Consider the following 20,788-nt stretch of genomic DNA (forward strand, 5'->3'; position numbering starts at 1 on the left):
TTTTTATACAATATTAAAATATTTAATATTTTTAATAGCCATTCATTTCTTTGTCTTCATTAATAAGCATTCTAATATATGCGGCACGAGTTGGAAAGAATTTTTTATTATAGATATAGTCTAAATATTTTAATTCATCTTCTTCTAAATAAATTACAACCTGTCTTTTCTTTGGTTTATATTGGCTATTATCTTTTTCTTTGTTGTCTGTCATCTATTAATTCCTTGTTTTTTTTCCCTCTCCTTGGCACTAAGTTTTAGAAAATCAGTGAAATCAAATCCTTTCTTTAGCTCTTTTTCTAATCCGTTTTGTTTGAGTATCTTTTCCCATTCTATTATTTCTACAACTTTACAAGAGTTATTTAACTGCTCTTTTAAAGCCTTTGCACCATTTTTCCCTGCCTCGTCATAATCATATGCTACAACAATGTAACTATCTTTTAACATATCAATTTGAATTTGTTTTAAATGAGTGGCAGCACTCCCAAAGCTTATAGCCTTATATCCACGTGACAACATATTTAAGCAGTCTTTTTCACCTTCAGCTATGAATATAGGACTATCATCTCTTGTATATTCTTTTAATGCTTGGATATTAAAGGCGCAGCGTGGTCTATTTTTGCTAAAAGTGTATTTGATATTTAAATTTGGATTATATTTCCAAAGCGTTACGATCTTGCCAGTCTCATTTCTTAATGGCATTACCAACCTATCTTCTTCTTTGGAATAACCTATTTGAAATCTTTGAGCTATTTCTTTACGTTGATTATTGTCACAAACTGGAAGCAGTTTATGTAAAAGTTCTTGATAGCGTGTAAAATTCTCACGCCTTTCATTTTCGTATTTTTTTACTATGTCGTCATCAAGATAATCTATTGTGGGTTCTTCTTTAATTGGTCTAACATTTATAGCTTTTTTATGAATAGCAATATTTGTCTTTTGCCCATGATTTAGATCATGATCTATTTTTAGGTTGTCTAGAATACCTGCTACTTCTAAAAATGCACTTCTTTCGTCGCAATTCTTTATTTCCTTATAAAATGCTATTATATCACCCCTAAAACCACTGCCAAAGTCTTTAATATAGCCATTCTTTGGATCAATAGAAGCAGAAGCGGTATGCTCATCTTCTCGCATCCTGAATTTATAGTGGCTATCCACGTCAAAACCAAGATATTCTAAAAAAGCCCTTGTATCATCTTTGTGTAAGTTCATTTAATTACTCTTCTTGCTTGTTTTAAAGTTTTTAAATTTGCAAAAACTTTACGAGAATATGGATTATTTTCAACTTTTCCGTTATAGCAGTTTAGTGCTTTATAATCCCAACCATGTTTATTAATGCAATTTCTTAGTATCATTGCTCCCATTTGAATGTTTGTTTCTGGCTTATATAGGTCATCAATGCTTAAATTTTTAGCTTTTAACGTTGTTTCATGAATTGAATTAATCTGCATCAACCCATAATCTATTGAGCCATTGTTGTTAATATTCTTTGCATTATTGGTAAAGTTACTCTCTGTTTTTGCTATAGCCCAAAGAAGTATCGGAGGGATATTAAACTCTTTGCCAAATTTATAAAAGAGCTTATTGTATCTACTTTCATTAGCATTGGGTATAGCTAAAACATTTGTCGCTATTGTAGATAATGATAATATAATAATAAATAGTTTTTTATAGTATTTTATTGTTTTAAATTGTTTTAAAAATTTCATCTATTAGCGCCTAAGCTCTTTTGATTTGAGTGTTCCATAACTTTTTCTTTTGGAAGTTTTATTGCACCACTTTTGACCTTTTCTGTGTATGCCTTACCTAATCTATTTATTACCTCTTTGTTGTTTTGTGCCGATACAATATTATTTATATGTTTACCTATACCAGATATGCCAGCAACACGATTTAAATTTTGAGTAAAAGCTGTAATACTTTCATCTCCTATGCTTTCAGCTAATGCTGCAGTTGCTTCTATGCCACCTTTTAAACATTTTTCAAAATTATCAATTGTTGCAGGATTTTTAAAATTTAATCCTTTGCCTCTCTCCTTGTTTTGTTCTTCATTTTGATCTAAAATTAGATCGTTTGTTTCAGTGGATTTTATAAAAATTTTATTAGCTATTTTGCTAACACTACCTATGCCACAATCATTGCAACCTATCTTTACTAAATGATCTAAGTCTTTTTGAAAGTGTCCTTCGCCAAGTCTTGCATTGATATGAATAGTTTTTCCATCAATATCAGTAAAGTTAAAGCCTATTTTTTCATGTATAGCTTTAAAATCCTTATTGTTTTCATCCATTAATGTTTTATCCATCATTTTTAGAGTTTGGAATAGGGCGATATTTTCATCTCCCCTAAACTCTTTGTTGGCAGCTAGCAACTTACTAAATTTATGTATTTGATAATTTCCGTCTTTGTTTATATCAATATCAATGCGTGAAGTTATATTTTTAGATAATGTTTTACTAAGAGCTAGTTCAGCTTCGTTATATACTGATTCATGCTCTATTTTGTTATAAAGTTCTCCATTGAGTTCTAGAAATTTACTAGCAACATTATCTATTATCTTATCATGAGGTGTATTCTTGTCAAAAATTTGATCATACTTTTCGAAAAAGCTCTCAAGCTGGTAATTGCTTTGTGCTTTATTGTTCTTGTCAATAATACTTGCGATTATGCCACCTTTTATATCCTTAAATTTTTCTTTATTCTCTTTTAAGTATTTTGGATCGAATTCATCCATGTTGTAATCAACATTTGAATACATTTCATTTAAAAATTCTGAAATTTGTTGGTTTTTATCCCCCATTTTTTCAATCTTCGACCTAACCTCATTATTGTAGAGTTCGTTTAGATTTTGATCTAGGTCACTGGCATATTGTTCTTGTAAATTGTTATCTAAATTACTTAATATTGAATTTTTGCTTTCATTGATATATTTTAAATTTTTGTAAGTTGGCATGTTATTCCTTTATTAAGACTCTATGGATGCTGACCTTTGGTGAGTGATACTCTTCTTCGTGATCATTCCAGTGTATACAAGCAAATTTTGTTTTATGACTCGAGATGTGGTATTTTTTGTCGATAATATTTACAAGCTCTTCTAGTTTTTCGTATTCATCAGCATAGATGTATTGTGATTTTTTATCAAATGCATCAAAATAAATAACATTGGCTTTTATGTTTTCGCAGCCGCATTCATTTATTAATCGTTCTAAAGACAAACCAGCTTCTTCTCTAGTTTGTTCGTTTCTACAAAGATCATATTTGGAATTTTTTTCTTCAATATCTTTTAGAATATTATTTTGTAATTTATAATAACTATTCCAAAAGCTGTGGCTGTTATCATGAATGCTATTTGGCTTATTGATTAAGAAATCACAATAGCATTTGAAATCCTCTGTATCTTTAAAAGTTAATAAAATATCATTAAATCTTACCGTATTGATAATTTTTTTTAGATCTTCTGCTTGCATTCTACTATCCTTATTTTTTCTCAAAAACCATCTCTTCAAGTTCGCCATTATCGTTTGTCTTAAATTTAGCATTGCACCAATTACCATTTTTTAACTTACCGTTACATGCAAAATAATTAAAACCTTTCGCGCTGGTTCTAGGCAGCAGCTTACCACTCTTACATTTTGGACACATAGGTGCATCACTTGGTATTTCTTGTTTTGGCTTAGTTTCAAGTTGTGGTTTGCCATCGTTATCGTAATAAAATGCCTTACAACCTTCACGCCATTGACTGCAACCCCACCAAAATACGCCTTTTTTATTTTGGCTTTCATGTCTTATAAGGTATCCCTTATTGCAAATAGGGCAAATTTGAGCATTATCTGGTTTTGTTTCAAAATTTCCCATATCGCTATCTTTTACCTTTGCTATCTCTTCCTTTATTTGTTGATTGATTTCTGTTAAAAAGTCATCCAAGCTTAAGTCGCGGCTTTCGATCATTTTTTGTTTTTCAAACCATAAAGCAGTCATATCAACGCAGGTTAAAATTTCAGGTGCAACTGAAATTAAGTCTTTACCTTTTTGTGTTGCATGTATTATTTGCTTTTTGTCATTGCTAACACTGATAAATTCATTATCTATCAAGCTTTTTATATGATTTGATCTAGTAGCTGGGGTTCCGATACCTCCATTTTCTCCTTTTTTGCCTTGATCTTTTTCAAGGAGTAATTTCTTAATGTTCGGATCTTTAGCATATTTGGCTACGCCAGTTAAGTCGGTGAGAAGTGTTGCCATGGTGTAAAATGGCTTTGGTTTAGTTTTTTTTGGCTCAAGTTTAATCTTTAAACACTCAGCCATAGAGCCTTCTATTAAATTATCCAACTTTGAAGTGTTTTCTATTTCATCATCATTACCATCTTTTTCATCTTTTTGCGGTTTAAGATAGAAAGTAAAACCTAGATCAGTTGTGGTATTTTGCGAGGCTGTAAATTTATATTCGTTAAGTTCCAAAACTATATTTGTTGCCTCATATTCTCTTGCTTTAAAAAATTGCAATGCAAATCTTTTTGCTATAAGTGTAAAAATATTTAATTCATCCTTACTTAGTTCATTTAAACACGCTTTTGCTCCAGTTGGGACAATGCCATGGTGAGCCGAAATATTTGCTGAGTTAAATGCTGCACCTTTTATAGTAAGATCAGCATTGTCTAAAATCCCTTTTAGCTCAATATCGTCTGTATTTTTAAAAATTTCTTTTAAACTTTGTATAATAGCTGGCGACTCATCATACATTGTATCAGGTAGGTATTCGCAATCACTTCTGTTATAAGTTATTAAGTGAAATTTCTCTCTTAAGTCTTGAGTAATAGCAAGAACTTTATCAGGTTTTAAGCCAAATTCTTTTGCGCATTGAGCTTGAAGTTTTAATAAATTGTAAGGAAGTGGCGGTAGCTCTTTCTTCTTTTCGGTTTTCTTAATTGTAATTCTTGCGGATTTGTTTTCGCACTCTTTTAATATGTTTTGAGCTAAATTCTTATCTGTAATTTTATCATCAGTTTTTAAATTTGCACGAAAATCTATACCATCAAAGCTTTTAAATTCACCACTAATTGCAAAGTATTCCAGACTTTTAAAATCTTCATTTTCTTTATCTCTATTTACCACTAAGGAGAGAATAGGGGTTTGGACACGTCCTAAATTTAAAACACCATTTTGATACCCCTTATTTCTAGCCACAACGGTAAATGCTCTAGTTAAATTTAGTCCGACTATCCAATCAGCCAAGCTTCTTGCAAAACCACGTTGAGAAAGCCCATAAAAGTCATCATTTGACTTTATATTATTTAACTCTTTCTTGATGCCAGCTTCACTAAGGTCATTTATTAACATTCTTTTTACTGGTAACTTATTATTTGCATAAGCTAAAATTTCATCAACTAAAATTTGTCCCTCATCGTCCGCATCACCACAATGAATAACTTCTGTTATATCTTTTTCTTTTAATAAGTTTAAAATTATTTTAAGTTGATCTTTGCTCTTGTCAATAGGCTTATATTTAAATTTCTCTATTTCAAAGGGTAGATCTCCTAAATTCCATTTTTTATATTTTTCTGCATAATCGTCAGGCTTAAAAAGCTCTAAAATGTGTCCAAAAGCCCAAGTTATGGTATCGTTACCTTTTCTAATGAAGCCATTACCTTTACTTTCATTGCCAATAAGCCCTTTAGCTATTGCACGTGCAAGTTCAGGTTTTTCTGCTATAAATAATCTACCCATTTTGTATCCTTCATTAATTTTTTAAATTGTTTTAAATTGTTTTTTATATTTTTATACATTTTAAAATTATTTTTTATTATAATTTTTGAAGGGCTAAAAGTAGCAGTTTTAGCCCTAAATACAGCAAAAAAGTTGAAGTGAGACTATCTATCAAAACCTTGACTTTTTTGCTCTTGCTTTAATTCGCCATTTAAAATTTCAGCACCTTTGCTTACTGATTTTGTGACTGCTTTCATGGTTTCTGGCAATACGACTATGCCTTGTTGCTTAACAAAGTCATAATTCATTGTTACGGCTGATCTGTCTGGAATTTTATTAACGATTTCCATAAGTTTTGGATTTTTAGCCAATGTCTCATTTTTCTCAGCGACCAGACCCAAGTTAAAGCCTTTGGAAATATTGCTTAAAAATTCTTTCTCGAGGGCACTATCATTTGTAACATCAAAAGAGTAACCTTTTACGCCATTTCTATTTTTTGTAGCAAAAATTCTCTCTTGCTGTTGAACTATTTCGCCAGCTTCGTTTTTAATCTCTGGGCGAATTGTGATTGCCATTTTATGAAGACTATAAGCTTGACCAGTCTTATCGTTTATGCCATTGTGTATCCAAGTAGATGCTGTATAGAAAGTGTGCTTTTCGTTTTGTAAGCCGCACTCTATTTTTACTGGGTGATTGCGACAATCAACACCATTGAGAAAATTTCTAGCATTTTCTATAGCATAAAATGCTTTTACTGCACCAAGTTCTATTTCTTTTCCTTCTTTTTCGTATGGACGCTCCATGCCAAAGCCAATTAATGTTTTGTTTTGTTCTGGTAATTCAGTTTTGCTTATGAAAATTGTTGCAAGGTTCTTTTCGTTGCCGTTTTCTGTTCTGTCAAAATCTGCCATTGTTTTATCCTTTTAAGTTAAAATTTTTATAACGCTATTTGATTAAAAAAATAGCGTAACCGATAACTCCACCAAGTGTCAAGCACATCATGAAAAGTAATCCTGTTAGTGCGTATCCTCCTTTTTTTAAGTTTTTTAGTATTTTTGTTTCATTTTCTCTAATTTCTTTATACTCAGCCAGATTTACCTCAAAAACTTTTAACTGATCGTTTAAATGAGCGATCATATTCTCACTAAATCTTTTGTATTCATCTCCAGTATCATTTAGCCTTATGTTTATCTTATCCTTAAAAATTTCAATCTTATTTAGCTCTTCTTCAAAGAATTTGTTTTGATTTTCAGCAAAATTATTAAACTGCATAGTCATCTCGTTAAAGGCATCTTCTTGATCTTGCATGGTTGCCTTAATTTTAGTTATGTCTGCGATGTTTTCAAATTCTTTATAGTCTTGAGCTATTTTCCTAATAGCAAGTGTATTATTCATGAGAGCCATAAATTCTTTACTAGGAGGATTGAGCATAAATTCATTTAGGTATTCAAAGAGTTGTTTAAGCTTCGCACTCTCATCCATAAGCGATTGAACCATTTTGACGTATCTACTGTAATCTGCATTATTTTCTGTTGCAAATCTTTCAAAGGCTTGTTGAACCAAATTTAGCTCACTATTAAACATATTGAAACTCATGTCAACTCTTTTTTGGTAGTTGGAATAATCTAAGACAGAGACAACGCCTTTTTCGCTTATTTTCAATCCAGCTTTTTCAAATTTAGAATTTAGCTCCGCCACTTCATTCTTTAAAATATCAGCTGTTGTATTACGCTCATAAACTAGTCTTTCAAGTCTTTCTTGCAATTCTTTTTTGCCTTGCTCTACATTATCTAGCTCGTTTTTGGCATTTTCTGCCTCTTTTTGAAGCCTAGCTATGATTTCATCTTTGCTTTCGAGTTTTCTTATTGGTGCAACTTCAGATGAGCCAGTGCTATCAAATAGATTTTCATTTTCCATCAGTCTACCCAGCATGTTTTACTAAAATACTTCTTCTCAAAGAATAGGTATTGAGATATATGTTGACGACAACTCTGTCGCCAATGGTAACTTTTGTTTATGTCGCCACATTTCGAAAATTCTGGATTTGGTTGAATTTCTTTTTTATCGCTACTTAAAGCGTTGTATTGAGCTTGACTTATAGTTTGTAGCTCATATCCTCTTTTCCATATATTCTCGTCATAAAACTTGGTGTCGCAAGTATATTTCAAGTCCTTAATATTTGTATAATTATGACGAGCAAGTCTTTTACAATATTCAGGCATGTTTGGGCTTATTCTAATTTGAGTTTGATATAGTCCTTTCTCACTATCCCAGACACGACGTTTGTCTAAATTCTTGTTAAGATCGCTAGCATCACATCCCCCACCTATCTCTGATATAGTATCAATCAAACTTGCGTAATCTTGGTCTGTTTTTATAGCAGTATCAGTTGGGCAAAGCTTTAAGAAATTTTTCCTCTTTTTTGCCGTTTCATGTGCCTTTTTTGCTCTTATTGAAAAGTATTTACTTAAACTTGCCGAACACTCACTTGGTCTTTCGCTACTTGATAGGCACAAAATAGCTTCGCATGCTAGTTTTGTATCCCCAGTAAGCTCGTCAGCTCCACATACGGCACTATTAAAAATCAAACAAGTTAGTAAAGCTTTTGATATAATCTTCATCGTTTTTCCCTTTCATTCCAAAAAATAAGATATTTACGCGTTTTTTAGATTGTCCAATGCTATCTACTGGATGAATAGCAATATTCTTACAACCATTGCTTGCCAAGTAATCTTTGTAGTCTTGGGCTATCTTTTTATTTCCAATAACTATGATCTTATCGGCATTGTGCGCTACATAAAATGTTTTAACAATCATATTATTTGGTATATACTCATCGTCATTTTTTTCAAACATTAAGTTATATGTCCAGTTATTTTGTTTTAAGAATGGATCTAGCGGAATATTGTGTCTTTCTTGCCTAATTAGCTCTTGGTTGATAGTGATTTGACTACTACTATCAAGTTCTATTGGCTTTGGTATGCTTGAACATCCAAAAAATAAAAAGGATATAGCTGCCATACTTGCTAAACTCGTAAATTTAATCATTTTGTCTCCTCGGAAATTACTTTTGTTCTATGTCTTCTAGCCATTGTTTGATGCTATCAATGTTGTATAAAATACGGTTGCCAATTTTTAAAAATGGCAAAGGTAAATGTTTTTGTCTATTCTCATCCGTATAGTTCTTTTGCATTCGTAACTTATTTTGAAGTCCTCTACTAATGCCAAACATCTCTTCCAGTTGTGCTGGTGTTATATATTTTTCATAAAAGCTTGTATCTTTCATTATCTACTCACTATAGTCTTGTCTCTCATCGTCTAATTCATCAAAATTTGGGCAACTAGCATTTTGAGCCATTAATTCTTCTATGCTATCGCTATCGTTGATTGTTTCTTCTGCTGCCGGATCAGTATCGATATTTTCTACACTTTTATTTGCATTACTCGATTGTTCGACTATTTGTTGCTCGTAAAGCTTTTGAGTCTCTTCTTTTATTGCTTCATCTTTATCCCTTTGAAGTCTAAGTTTTTTTTCATATTCTTCTTGAGTTTCATCTATTTCATGAACTATTTCAGGTAAATTTTTATATCTAGAACTTTCATCATTATAAAGCTCTTTAAAGTATGCTTTTATATTTGCTATGTTTTGAATAGGGACTTCTATGTTTGTCTCACCATTTTGAATAGCTTTCTCTAATTGATTGCGATTTGGTATCTTTCCATTTTCTTTCACTTTTATCTTATATTTATCTCCATCGATCGCTCTAAGGCTTGGACTTACTTCTTTGAACTTGTTCATAAAGTAGCGATCTGAGTAGTAAAATGCCTTTTTTGCCATAATAGGCTTGCCATTATCAATCGTAATTAGCTCGTTTTCAAAAGGCATTTCTCGTAATTCTTGCGCAAGCATTAAGGCTCTACTTGTGTCACTTTCACTTCCTCCACCGCCTTGTCCCAGATTTCTACTCCTATTTTTAATGGTTTTTGTTCCTAAAATTTCGCTAATCTTTTTAGCATCCTCTTGTTCTCTTGGTGTATAAAAAATTTGACAAGCATGGTTTGTAAGCAGTGTTTTAGCGCCTTCTCTACCATATCCATCAGGTTGATTTGCTTCAAGTTGTGAGTTTGATTGATAGATCATTAGGCTTCTTAGCCAATATCCAGCTATAAAGCTAATTGACTTTAAATATATTCCTAAAAAGCCTGGTGCAGTAAATTCATCCATTACTAAAAGCACTTTATATTTTAAATCGGGATTAGCTTGCGGTAACTCTTTTGTATTTACCAAGATTAATTGCTGCCAAAATATGTTTAAAATTAGCTTCGCATTTGCCAATTGATCAGGAGTAATACCTACATAAATAGTCATTTTTTCTTTACGAAGATCTCTAAAATCAAAATCATTTGCTGAAGTAGCAAGCCTCATATTGTCATTTCTAAACATCATCAAAGGAGCATTGAAGCTTGACATAACGCCACTTTTTGTGTTATCGCTATCAATCTTGAAATAGCTTTGGCAACGCATTTGAGCTTTTTTACCAATTAGTCCAAGCTCAGATAAAACATTATATGTATCATCAAATGCCTTGAATATAATTTTTCTATTGCCGTCTATATCAACTTCACCTTTAAAACCTTCGCTCATTTGCAAAATACCATATAGTGTAAAATCTATCTCCATATTTAGAGCTTTTAGGAGCGAAATGCCACCTTTTGAATTTAAAAGATCATGAACGATATAACAAATTCCTATAAATAAGTTTTGAGCTAGTTGGTTAAAAAACTGCGTAGTGCTATCGCCTGTCATGGGATATAAAATATTTGCAAAATCAGTTAGCTGTCCATCTGCATTATCGCTTGCCATATCAATATAAGCTAGTGGATTATATCTATGAGTGCGTTTATTGAACGGATCAAATAAATATACTTTTTGCCCTAGTATTTTTTCTCTATATCCGCTAGTAAAGTCAAAGCACTCTTGTTTAATATCTTGAACAACTGCACTCTCTTTCCAGTCAAGTAAATTTGGAATAACAATACCAACGCCTTTTCCGCTACGTGTTGGAGCGCCAAGCGATACGAACTGCTGACCGCCAAATCTTAAGAGGCGGTTTTGAAATTTACCAATGATTATTCCATCTCCATAAAGATCCATTTTCTTTACATCATTGGCATTTGCAAATCTTGCATCTCCGTGTAGGCTTTGTTTCTTTGGTAAAAATGGTAGTAAAAAAGCTAGAGTGAAACTTATTAAATTTGCAATAAAGTAAGCCAAATATGCTTTTGACCAGCCGTTTATCAGCATATCAAAAGTAAGCCCTAAATACCATATTTTTGGAAGCTTTTTAAAACTGTGATTTAGTCCAAAAAATAATACACTAGCCAAGAAATAGCCTATAATTAAGGCAATTGCAATTAAAAAACCAATCTGCATTTTTTTCATTGCTTAGCGTTCCTTAAGCTAGACTCAACAAAAGCATTACCTTCATTATTTCTTATGAAATATTCGCCATTAGCCAAGTATTCTGTAACTTGACGTTTCTTGCCAAGACGCTTAAAAACTACGATGTAGTCAATTGTATTTGAAACAATATCAAGCAACATATCTTTACCTAGAACTTGGGCTTGAGTATTTTGCATGCTCATCATTACAAGACGATCTATGGCTGACTTAACACTACCAGCATGACAACTTGTCATACTGCCATTATGACCACTTGAAATCACATTTAAAAAATCATATGTTTCACCACCCCTAACTTCTGCTAGTAGAATTCTGCTGGGTTTCATTCTCAAGCAGCTCTTTAAGAGAGTTGTGGCATTTACTAGACTATCGCTTTTTGCCTCACTTGGATAAAAGAGTTGAACAAAATTTTTATGATCCCAAAATTTAATTTCCTCAACATCTTCTATAGTAATAATTCTTTCATCTAATGGTATAAAATCGATAAGTGTTTTCATAAAAGTAGTTTTTCCGCTACCAGTTTCACCACAAATAATAATATTCTTGCCATTTTCGATAGCTATTTTTAGTTCATTTGCCATTTTTGCATCTATTGAACCATTATTAATGTAGTCATCTATCGTATAACGAACCTTACTAGGTTTTCTAATGGTGATTGATATATGATTTTCTTTTGTAGCATTTGGTATAACTATTTGCACTCTCTCTCCAGTTGAGAGAATGCATGATAAAATAGGTTTTTGTCTTTCTATCTTATCGTTTTTATAAGCGGCACATGCATTAGCAAAAGATTGGGCAGCATTAAAGTTTAATTCACTTTCGTGACTAGACCAATTACCGATTATATCTTCAGTCCAAATTAGATTTCCGCCGTTGTAAGCTATTTCATTTATACTTTCATCATCTAGATACTTGCCAAAATACTTTTTGACGTAGCCATCTAGCATAGCAGATTTGTCTAATCCCATTGTGCTCATTTTCTTCTACCTATTGTAAGCTTATACACCTTACTAAAGTCTATATCGCGATTGACGTAAACACCAACTATATCTCCTTGATTTCTATAAAGGACTGGTTTTATTTTTATAAATTCCTCAAGTGCAGTATTTGCCATTTGTTGTGTAGAGTCTCTTGTGTTTTCACTATAGTCATAGCTATTGTCACGTTTGCCATTTGCAGCATAATTAAAAACGTCATCTACCATTGAAAGCAATATGCTAGCACCAAATCTTTTTAGCCATTGATGATCAACGTATCCTTGTAGACCGCTACCGCCTAATTCATCACTAGCACCACTTTGAACTGGAATGTTAATATTGTTTGGTGTTCTGATCTCGCTCCAAATAACAAAAATTCTATTCATTCCATCATTCATCTCTCCGCTTCTGAAGCTGCCAAAGATTTTGCTTCCCTTTTCAATTAGGAGGGTTACGCCATCTTTGCTATATACGTCTTCGCTAGTTGTGCAAGATATTCCGCCTTTAATTTGAGACACAAGTCTAGTGTCGAGCGAACAACCAATATATGTGCCTTTTTGAAGCAAGAGACTAGGGTTAAATTTGTCTTTTACGGCAATTTTTGGAGTGTATGTATTGCCTTCATAATCCTGGTCTTCTTCAAAACGTTTGGCTTGTTCTGCCCAAGATATGTTTTGGTCGGCAACATATATATCTTTTTTGCTTGAACTACTTGTTGCAATCGCCAAACTACTACCAGTTTTAAAAACTTTAGGCTTAAAAATAGTTTTTTGAACTACCGTAGTATTTGATAAAGGGTCTGGCTTGCTCGCTACTTGCACAGGCGTTTGTTGTGGTGCTGGAGCAGTTTGAAACTCTTGAAAATTCTTTTGAGACACTTCTTGCTGAGGCAACTCAAAATTTTTATTCTTTACTTCAGTTCCTATTTGTTGAATTTGTGATTTTACAGCATCATTTGCCTCTCTATTTTTCCCTAAAAAACTAAGACCAACCATAACAAAAACAACCAGACATAAAACCATGACCGCAATAACCATTAATTTTTTGCTTGGCTCATTTTCGACTTCTGGATGCTCATATTCAATTCTTTCAACTTGAGACTCTTGATTATTCATATTTTCATTACTTCTATTTTTGCTCATTGTCTATAATCTCTCTTTGAATATTGTCTTTATTAGTGCTGTAGGTTTTATCAAGTGGATTTTGACCATAGCCATTATTTATGATTCCGACTAACTTATTGCCACTTCTTAGTAAAATTTTTTTAGCTGTCTTGTGGATCACAACTACGTCATATTTGCCGTCTTTTTTGATATGAGTATTGAGGATGCTTTCTTTATTGGCATCATCAAAGAGAAAGACACTTGGTATAGTTTTAGTTGAGCTAAAACCAAGATATGTAAAGATACCATCGTCATATGCATAATCAGGTGTTATAGTTTCACTATCTTTATTTACATGCATTACAAAGTTCCAATTTCTAGGTATTGTATTTCTATCGATCTCTTTTTTATATAGTGCCTTTTCTTTTGCTGCTTTTTCGGCGAGTTCTTTTTCGGCTTTCTCTTTTTCTATCTTTTCTTTAGGGGTTGCATAATTAAAAGTTAGTTTGTAATTAATCTTGTTAATCTCTCCTAGCTCCAAATCAAATGTATAAACTTTATCTTTATTTGTTGTGATGATTAGATTTGTCTTCCAATCAGCTGCATTTGGTTGAATAACCGAACTACCATAAAATTCTATTTGCTCACCACTTTCATTGGTCATATTTTGTTCTTCGGATTTTATGGTGTAACTCTTTGGTTTAATAAATAGATAGTTATCTTTATCCATTACTTCCCAACCATCGCTAAACCCAGTTGCTATATTTACGATGCGTTCATCTTTTTCAAATTCTATAATACTCACAAAACCCTCTTTGCACTTAACTAAGACAACGTCATCGGCATTGTATGTTGCATACGTGATGCGTTTGTCAAATTTAGATAGCCTTGGAGTATTTACTGCGTGTAAATTTGCTATTGCTAAGAGTAAAATTATTGCAATATTAAATAATTTTTTATTATTTTTTATCATTTAAAATCTCCCAGTATTGTTTAAATATAAGCCACGATCTAGCTGTAATGTGTTGCTTGTTCTCGTCTTAGGACTTATTTGTGGTGTTTGTGTAATGACTTGATTGCTCTTCATAGGATGACTTTTTCTTAAACCATCTATTAGACTATCACAACGTGCTCTCATCGTTTCAAATTGTTTAATAGCTGTATTTATTCGCTCTAATGGCGCCATTTCCTTTAGATATGCTATAAATTCATCATTTTTGCTATCTATAAAAAAGTCATAAATTTCACTATTACCAAAGACTTGTCTTTGTTTTTTGTCTAACTCATATTCTTCTTGTTGTGCGGTGCGTTGCATATCAAGGATCATGTTGTAAGAATTTTTTGCCATATCTTCTAAATGAAAAATTCTAGCCCTAAGGGCTTTTAGTTTTCTCTCTGCTTCTTGTCTATTTTTAGAACTATTGAAAATAAATTTTAAAAAGCTATGCGTGAGCTCCTTGTCTGAGAAGCATTGTTCGGCTTGAGTAAGCAAATCGTGCGTATATGCTGTTTTAAAATCCATTTTTTACTCCGAAATGTCAAATTTTGGTGCAATGGAGTTTGCTGCTGCAATTTCTTCATCTGTTACAAAATCTGGAACAAATTTCTCATATACTTTCAAAACTTGGTCACCGATATTTGAAGTCCCTACTACTTCAAATAGATCCTTCTGCTCATATAATGCGAGTTTTCTTTCTAAGGTTTCGACCTCTTGCACTAGTTCTGCAATGTCAGTATTTTTTTGAGCTAAAAGCTCAGTCATAACATCAATTAACTTTGTGAAATCATCATAAGTAATCATTTCTATCTCCTTATTTCGTCATCAACTCTATACGTGCTAACTTTAAATCCAAGTGGGTTTTTAATACGCTCTTCCTCTGTTGTGAGTGTATTTGGTTGGTAGTCATATGAAAGTGTCACAATCTTTGCTTTGTTTGATACAGCTATTTTTTCGCCTTTTTTTCTGGTAATTTGATTAAATCTGATAGTTGCAGTAGGTGCTCCAGCGCTATTTCCCAGTGTAACCGAAACAATATCAATCTCTACTTCGTAGTCATCTTTTAAAACTTTGTCTCTAGAATTTTCACCTTCGTAAATTCTCAAATAATCACTGGCAACACTTGGATAGCTTAAAATTTGAACTAATTCATAGTCGCTTTGCAAAATATCATAATAGTATCCCTCTCTCGCTTTTACATATGTTGTTGCAAAATACTTATCAAGTGCTTCATTACCTGTGAATTCGGCTTTATTTACGCTTGTTATTATGTCAACCATTCCGGTTGTATTATCAACCCTAATAACATAAGGCTCAACCGATTTTAATGGCGTCAATAAGCAAACAGCGATAACGCTGATGATAGCAATAAGCAGAGCCACACCTGATATAAAATAAGCCCTCTTGTTAGCTTGTTCCGCTATGTATCTAATGCTTGCTTCATAGCTAATTGCTACATCATCTGGATTATTAGAAGCCAAAAAATCATTTTTATCATTAGCTCTTTTCATTTTACATTGCCTTTTTTATACTTTGTTTGAGATCTAAATTTTCTCTATTTTCATTTACTGGCTTGTATTCATTACTATCAAAATAATCTTCCCATTTTTGATTACTGCTATTTTCAAATTTAGGAGAATTATGAGCGGCACAACCGCTCATAAAGCTAGTGCCTACAAGTAAAGATAAAAATATTAAAATATAATTTAATATTTTTTTAAAATATTTTTTATAGTTTAAAATATTATTTAATTTCATTTTATTTCCAACCTTGACCTTTTGTAAAATTGTTAATTTTTGAACCTATGTTTTTCGCTTGGTTAAGTCGTGATCCAACGGCTTGGGCTGCTGAAGAATTTTTAATCGTGTTTATTCCAGAGTTGATGCTTTGACCGAGCTTTGAATTGCCAACTTCTTTTGCTGCAGATGTGGCTGCACCTAAAAGACGAGAGCCTATAAAACCAGTTGCCTTGCCAGCACCCATTGCCTGAGCACCTCTTACCGCCAACATTGCACCACCTATTGCACCACCCCCAACAGCACCTGCAAGACCCATTGCACGTCCAACGCCTGTTCCAGCTAATCCATCAAGGCTAACATTAGTGAGTTTTTCGGCTATTCCAGTAGCCATACCACACATTATATTTGCAAGAATTCCATAAAATACCATCGCTAGAGCCAATACAAATACTTCATCCTTAAAATCGTGATTGCTATTGATTTTTGGAAACATGTAATCAAACAAAATATTTAAGAATAATGATAGGCAGAGCAACGCAATAATATTTGCTAAAACCATTTGGAACCACTGTGCAAATGAATTTTTAGTCGTTTTAAAGATTAAAAAATAAAATGCCAATGGAGCCAAAATCATAAGCAATAGAAATGATAGTGTATTTACAAACAGCGCTCTCAAAATAGGGACTGCACCAATAAAAAAGCCAATAAAAGCTATAATAATTATGAAGATAATGTATGCTAGCTCTAAAGTGCTTGACTGATCCCATACCACATCGTAGTAGTCACCCATAAATCCAGCCCATGTTGCGATTTTTGAATATAAGCCTTTGCCATCATATGACAAAAAGGTGTTTGCATATTCTTTTGCGCCATTGAATGCTTCAAAAACAAGATTGATCCAGTTTCCAGCATTCATTGCTAAGACTATAAAGACAAACTTAATGGTTGCATCAAAAGCAAAATTTTGAAAAGTTTGTTTGCCATTACCCCAAAGAATTTTATATCCCTCGATCATAATCCAAGCGGTAAGATACACAGCTAGAATATTTCCAGTTGTATTAATTAGCGATTGAAGTGCTCCCACTCCGTTTGAATAATTATTTTGAAAGAAACTATCAACATTCTCTGATATATCTATGACTAGATCGTGTAATCCTCGACCTGAATCAGTTGTTACTTTATACATACTATGAGCCTATTTTTGTAAAATTTTAAATGCCGCTCGCTGCCTATCTTTAGTCATCTTAAACTCTGCGTCTTGTAATCTTTTTCTTTCGTTTTCTAACTGATCCATGTCTCTTTGATAGGCACGCCAGTTATTCTCTTGTCTGGCACGCAATAGGGCTATTTGATTTGAAGTATCTATAGAACCTTTTAGATCCTCTTGTTTGCCTTTATTTCTAGCTACTTCTTTGCTTATTTTGTCAAGATCATTAATTTCGTGCTTAAGACGATCAAATTGTCTATTTACAACTTCAAATTCTTTAAAAGCACTTGTGGTATTCTTTTTGCAGATATTTCTATGCGTAATATCACTTATTGATGAACACTGGTCTGTTCCACCAAATTTTAAAAACAAATCCCATGCCCTTTCATCAAAGCTATCGAGACTAAAACCTGTCGCTTGTGTATATATTGAATAGCCAGTATCGTAGACTTCATTATAGAGTTCGTTCATTTCTTTTGTGAAATTGACAATATCCCTAATGCCTGTTTTGGTATATAGGTCATTTGCCCATTGCACTCTTTCATCAGCCCATTTTTTAACTTCTTGGACTCTATGTGAAGCTTCTTCTCCCCATACTTTGACTTTTTCAGCGTAGTCCTTCAGCGTTTGCATCCACTCCATGGTAAATGTTGCTTGATTTTGGGCTATAGCAGCACCATCAACTACTGGAATACCAGAGGCTAATAGATTAGATGATAGAATTGCTACAGAAGTAGCTATAACTGAAGCTTTCTTTGCTCTATAAACGAGACTATTTTTCATATGTCTTCTCCTTAAAATTTATATAATTTTTTGATGAGTTGGTATTTTTCTTCACGACTGATATCCAAGGCATTAATATTTGTTAATTCATCAACATAGACTTTGGCTGTTGATAAAACTTTAATCATGTTTCCTAGATGTGATAGATTGATCTTGGCAATCGCCCTATAATCAACGCCTTTTCGAACTAAAAATTCATATTTCTCTGGATCTGTTGTTTTAACGAATTGGTATTCTGCTTCACTCATGCCCAAGGAACCGCAAAAATCAGTTTCTTTTGCTTTTGGGTTACTTAGCAGCAATACTGTTTCGCTTTGTTCCATGATTGCTGTGCCAATGCTAGATTTTGCGATATCTTCGACACTTTGAGTGCCAAGAAACAAAAAGCCGTTTTCTTTTCTAATGGTCTTTTCCTTGTTGAAGACCTCTTTTGACACTACTGGATTTTTGAGCCAATCCCATGCTTCATCGACAAATAAGCCAAACCTGCGTCCATCAACCATATCGATAATTCGCCAAAGAATATAATATGCAACATATGGAGAAATTTCATCGTCTTTTAAGATCGTTGTGCCGTCTATACCATATACAAGAATACTCTCGTCGCTAAAATCTAAAGTATCCATTTCATTGTCGAATACCCATCCAAATTCATTACCGATAGTCCAAGCCATCAATCTAGATTTTAATGAATTTGACTCATTTTCGCCTTCTTGAAGCAATTGCCAAACCCTACTGATGCCATGAGTTCTTTCGCTTTTTTCCAGTCTCATGACGCTATCTACTGCTAGATTGAGTTGCTCTTCTTCTCTAGTTGTTAGCATTAAATTATTTTGATTGCCTTTGGTGGCTAACATTTTTAAGAGAACCTTCAAGCGACGTATATTTTCAGGTGTTGCATCACAACTAAAAGGATTAAATCCGGTCGGTTCTCCACTTGTAATGGTTAAATACTTTCCGCCAATGGCAATTATATTGCCGATAGCTCCTTTATCCTTGTCTAAATAGAAATAGGTAGCCTTACGTTTTTCTTTTGGAGTGTTTTCTGCAAAAGTATCTGGCTCATTAAATTTGCAGAGCATATTTAGCGTGAAATTCATTAAAACAGTTTTGCCTCCACCGCTTTGACCTAAAACAAAGGTATTTGCTAAAACATCGTTTTTACCAAATTCGTCTTTATCGAAAATTGTTTGGTGTATGTTAAAAAAATATGGCTGCGCATTTGGCGTTTGCAATATTGCAATGGCATCTCCCCATGGATTGCCATATTGTTTTCCTCGTGGAAAGTTGTGAAGTGCTACAAAACTAGCAAAATTTTTACTCGAAATGGTGTGAAGCCTAGGGCGTAACATGAAATTTGCTGGAAGCTGCGCAAAATATGTAGCTTCTAGAGCTATATTGGCTTGTGTTGCTAAAAATCCTAGATCTTGCAATACGACCGCAATTTGGTTTGCAATGTGCTCGCAATCGTTTTGTGTATCAGCGTATATGACGATAGAAAAGTGATACTCGCCAAAGATTATGTCATTTTGTAGTTCATCTAAAGCGGTGCCAAGTTCTGCAATTTGACTCAATGCATCATCTTCTGCTGCTACTAATCTTTTTTGTTGCTTTGTAAGCTCATCTCTCGCCTCTTTTTTTGAAAGTGGCGTAAAGCTTTGAGTTATGGTATATTCGACATTAGCATACATTAGACTATCAAATATTCCACTAAAACTTACATTTGGATAGTCTTTTAATTCAATTGCTTTTACGAATTTCTTAGTTCCATCATTATAATTTAGCTGTAAAGTATGCTGTGAAGGAAAAATTTCATTTAAGTTACCATTAAGGTAAAAGTCTAGGGGTGCATTTGGAACACGAACTTTTGTAAATTTACCACCTATCAAATAGTTGTAAAATTCTAGTTGAGAGCTAAAAATTACACCATCTTGCTCATATATGCCAAGTCTATGTGGCTTAAAATGGTTTAAATTTTGTTCAATAGTTATGCATTTTTGGTGAAAACTTTTCAAATGAGCTTTGATCTGTTTCTTTTTCGTATCTATGTTTTGATTTCTAAAGTGTAGTTTCTCAGCCTTACTAAATGGTGAATATATCGCAGTTAGATAAAGTCTGTTTTCTTTTAAATTTTTAGAGCTAAAAATCTCATAATACTTTTTTGAGAAACTTTTTAAAAATTCATTTGAAAAATAATCGTTCAAGCCAACTTGTGTATTAATTCTAGCATTGTGAAAATAAAAACTAATATTTTCACCAGCGAATTGCCTAACAAGCATATTAAGCTTGTTTTTCGCAAGATCTATTAATTCGTCATCTTCTACTTCAAAAGCTATACCATCAACTCGCCATGTGGCTAAATAATCTCTATCTTTTGTGATGACAACATTATTTATATATGTTTGATACGGAATTAAATTCTCTAAATTTGCAAATTCACTTAGTCCAACAACGCTAAGTCTTGGATAAAAATTGCGCATAGATTGCTTGGTATATGTCGAATTCGCCATATAGCTTTTCCGACCATTATAAAATTTATTAATGGCAGGGGATCTAAAAAATCTAAGTTTCAACCCCCAAAGCCTAAACGCCATATCGTCTTTTTTAACTATAAATTGAAAAACAAAGGTAGTAGGAATAATCATAACTGCTAAAAGCAAATATTCGTTTCCAAATAGCACTTTAGCAAAAATTGCAAATAAAGCCCAACTAAGTGCCATAGCCATAAATGGCACCATAGGAACACCAAATACCATAGGAGGACGGGTCAAGGCTTTAAAGATAGGCTCAGGAGTTAACATTGGGAGTATC

General features: G+C 33.0%; 21 protein-coding genes and 1 pseudogene. All 22 read right to left on the reverse strand.

The annotated features are described in order from the left end of the window. Positions 1-31: 31 nt before the first annotated feature. The 22 genes and pseudogenes from F3H00_RS01595 to F3H00_RS01700 all read right to left on the reverse strand — a co-directional run bounded on the left by F3H00_RS01595 (position 32) and on the right by F3H00_RS01700 (position 20,778). Entirely contained in the window at positions 32-214 is a 183-nt protein-coding gene (locus F3H00_RS01595) for a hypothetical protein (RefSeq protein WP_103568034.1), read from the reverse strand. After that, on the reverse strand, positions 211-1,215 hold the full coding sequence (locus tag F3H00_RS01600; RefSeq protein WP_103568033.1) for a toprim domain-containing protein: 1,005 nt from the start codon (positions 1,213-1,215) through the stop codon (positions 211-213). The genes F3H00_RS01595 and F3H00_RS01600 overlap by 4 nt, the downstream gene beginning before the upstream one ends. Continuing rightward, the gene (locus F3H00_RS01605) at positions 1,212-1,712 is read right to left on the reverse strand and encodes a lytic transglycosylase domain-containing protein (protein ID WP_103568032.1); all 501 of its coding nucleotides are present in this window, start codon (positions 1,710-1,712) and stop codon (positions 1,212-1,214) included. Before F3H00_RS01605 ends, F3H00_RS01600 begins: the two co-directional genes overlap by 4 nt. Next, positions 1,709-2,956 carry a hypothetical protein gene (locus tag F3H00_RS01610; RefSeq protein ID WP_103596808.1) on the reverse strand — a complete coding sequence of 416 codons (1,248 nt, stop codon included), beginning with the start codon at positions 2,954-2,956 and terminating at the stop codon, positions 1,709-1,711. The genes F3H00_RS01605 and F3H00_RS01610 overlap by 4 nt, the downstream gene beginning before the upstream one ends. Before the next feature lies 1 nt (position 2,957). Continuing rightward, complete coding sequence (locus F3H00_RS01615; RefSeq protein ID WP_103568030.1) at positions 2,958-3,470, reverse strand: hypothetical protein; 513 nt, start codon at positions 3,468-3,470, stop codon at positions 2,958-2,960. 10 nt (positions 3,471-3,480) lie between these two features. After that, complete coding sequence (gene topB, locus F3H00_RS01620; RefSeq protein ID WP_149703664.1) at positions 3,481-5,727, reverse strand: DNA topoisomerase III; 2,247 nt, start codon at positions 5,725-5,727, stop codon at positions 3,481-3,483. A gap of 143 nt (positions 5,728-5,870) precedes the next feature. Further along, positions 5,871-6,617, reverse strand: a complete 747-nt coding sequence (locus F3H00_RS01625) for a hypothetical protein (RefSeq protein ID WP_149703665.1) — start codon at positions 6,615-6,617, stop codon at positions 5,871-5,873. Positions 6,618-6,651: 34 nt separating this feature from the next. Further along, complete coding sequence (locus F3H00_RS01630) at positions 6,652-7,623, reverse strand: hypothetical protein (protein ID WP_103594658.1); 972 nt, start codon at positions 7,621-7,623, stop codon at positions 6,652-6,654. Beyond that, positions 7,623-8,327: a TrbM/KikA/MpfK family conjugal transfer protein gene (locus tag F3H00_RS01635; protein WP_103609469.1), complete on the reverse strand. Its 705-nt coding sequence runs from the start codon at positions 8,325-8,327 to the stop codon at positions 7,623-7,625. The genes F3H00_RS01630 and F3H00_RS01635 overlap by 1 nt, the downstream gene beginning before the upstream one ends. Further along, positions 8,284-8,754, reverse strand: coding sequence for a cag pathogenicity island Cag12 family protein (locus F3H00_RS01640; protein WP_180999549.1), 471 nt, complete (start codon positions 8,752-8,754; stop codon positions 8,284-8,286). The genes F3H00_RS01635 and F3H00_RS01640 overlap by 44 nt, the downstream gene beginning before the upstream one ends. Positions 8,755-8,770: 16 nt before the next feature. Further along, entirely contained in the window at positions 8,771-8,992 is a 222-nt protein-coding gene (locus tag F3H00_RS01645) for a helix-turn-helix domain-containing protein (protein ID WP_103568025.1), read from the reverse strand. Between the two features lie 363 nt (positions 8,993-9,355). After that, a pseudogene (locus F3H00_RS01650) lies at positions 9,356-11,149 on the reverse strand (type IV secretory system conjugative DNA transfer family protein); the annotation flags it as partial. Next, positions 11,146-12,147, reverse strand: coding sequence for an ATPase, T2SS/T4P/T4SS family (locus tag F3H00_RS01655; RefSeq protein WP_103594655.1), 1,002 nt, complete (start codon positions 12,145-12,147; stop codon positions 11,146-11,148). The pseudogene F3H00_RS01650 and the gene F3H00_RS01655, both read right to left, overlap by 4 nt. Next, positions 12,144-13,289: a type IV secretion system protein VirB10 gene (gene virB10 / locus F3H00_RS01660; protein ID WP_223155225.1), complete on the reverse strand. Its 1,146-nt coding sequence runs from the start codon at positions 13,287-13,289 to the stop codon at positions 12,144-12,146. Before virB10 ends, F3H00_RS01655 begins: the two co-directional genes overlap by 4 nt. Further along, the gene (gene virB9, locus F3H00_RS01665) at positions 13,276-14,223 is read right to left on the reverse strand and encodes a P-type conjugative transfer protein VirB9 (protein ID WP_103594654.1); all 948 of its coding nucleotides are present in this window, start codon (positions 14,221-14,223) and stop codon (positions 13,276-13,278) included. The genes virB10 and virB9 overlap by 14 nt, the downstream gene beginning before the upstream one ends. Beyond that, positions 14,224-14,772 (reverse strand): hypothetical protein, encoded by a 549-nt coding sequence (locus F3H00_RS01670; RefSeq protein ID WP_103596805.1) that lies wholly within the window; start codon positions 14,770-14,772, stop codon positions 14,224-14,226. 3 nt (positions 14,773-14,775) lie between these two features. Then, a complete protein-coding gene (locus F3H00_RS01675; RefSeq protein WP_103568020.1) occupies positions 14,776-15,051 on the reverse strand; it encodes a hypothetical protein in 276 nt (91 codons plus the stop codon). 2 nt (positions 15,052-15,053) lie between these two features. Then, complete coding sequence (locus F3H00_RS01680; RefSeq protein ID WP_103594652.1) at positions 15,054-15,758, reverse strand: VirB8 family type IV secretion system protein; 705 nt, start codon at positions 15,756-15,758, stop codon at positions 15,054-15,056. 1 nt (position 15,759) lies between these two features. Next, positions 15,760-16,005 carry a hypothetical protein gene (locus F3H00_RS01685; protein ID WP_103568018.1) on the reverse strand — a complete coding sequence of 82 codons (246 nt, stop codon included), beginning with the start codon at positions 16,003-16,005 and terminating at the stop codon, positions 15,760-15,762. A gap of 1 nt (position 16,006) precedes the next feature. Next, entirely contained in the window at positions 16,007-17,173 is a 1,167-nt protein-coding gene (locus F3H00_RS01690) for a type IV secretion system protein (protein WP_149703666.1), read from the reverse strand. A 9-nt stretch (positions 17,174-17,182) separates the two neighbouring features. Continuing rightward, on the reverse strand, positions 17,183-17,977 hold the full coding sequence (locus F3H00_RS01695) for a type IV secretion system protein (protein WP_149703667.1): 795 nt from the start codon (positions 17,975-17,977) through the stop codon (positions 17,183-17,185). Between the two features lie 11 nt (positions 17,978-17,988). Beyond that, positions 17,989-20,778 (reverse strand): VirB4 family type IV secretion/conjugal transfer ATPase, encoded by a 2,790-nt coding sequence (locus F3H00_RS01700; protein ID WP_149703668.1) that lies wholly within the window; start codon positions 20,776-20,778, stop codon positions 17,989-17,991. Positions 20,779-20,788: the final 10 nt, after the last annotated feature.

Origin of the sequence: Campylobacter concisus (assembly GCF_902460845.1) — a bacterium.
In the GTDB taxonomy this organism is placed as follows: domain Bacteria; phylum Campylobacterota; class Campylobacteria; order Campylobacterales; family Campylobacteraceae; genus Campylobacter_A; species Campylobacter_A concisus_X.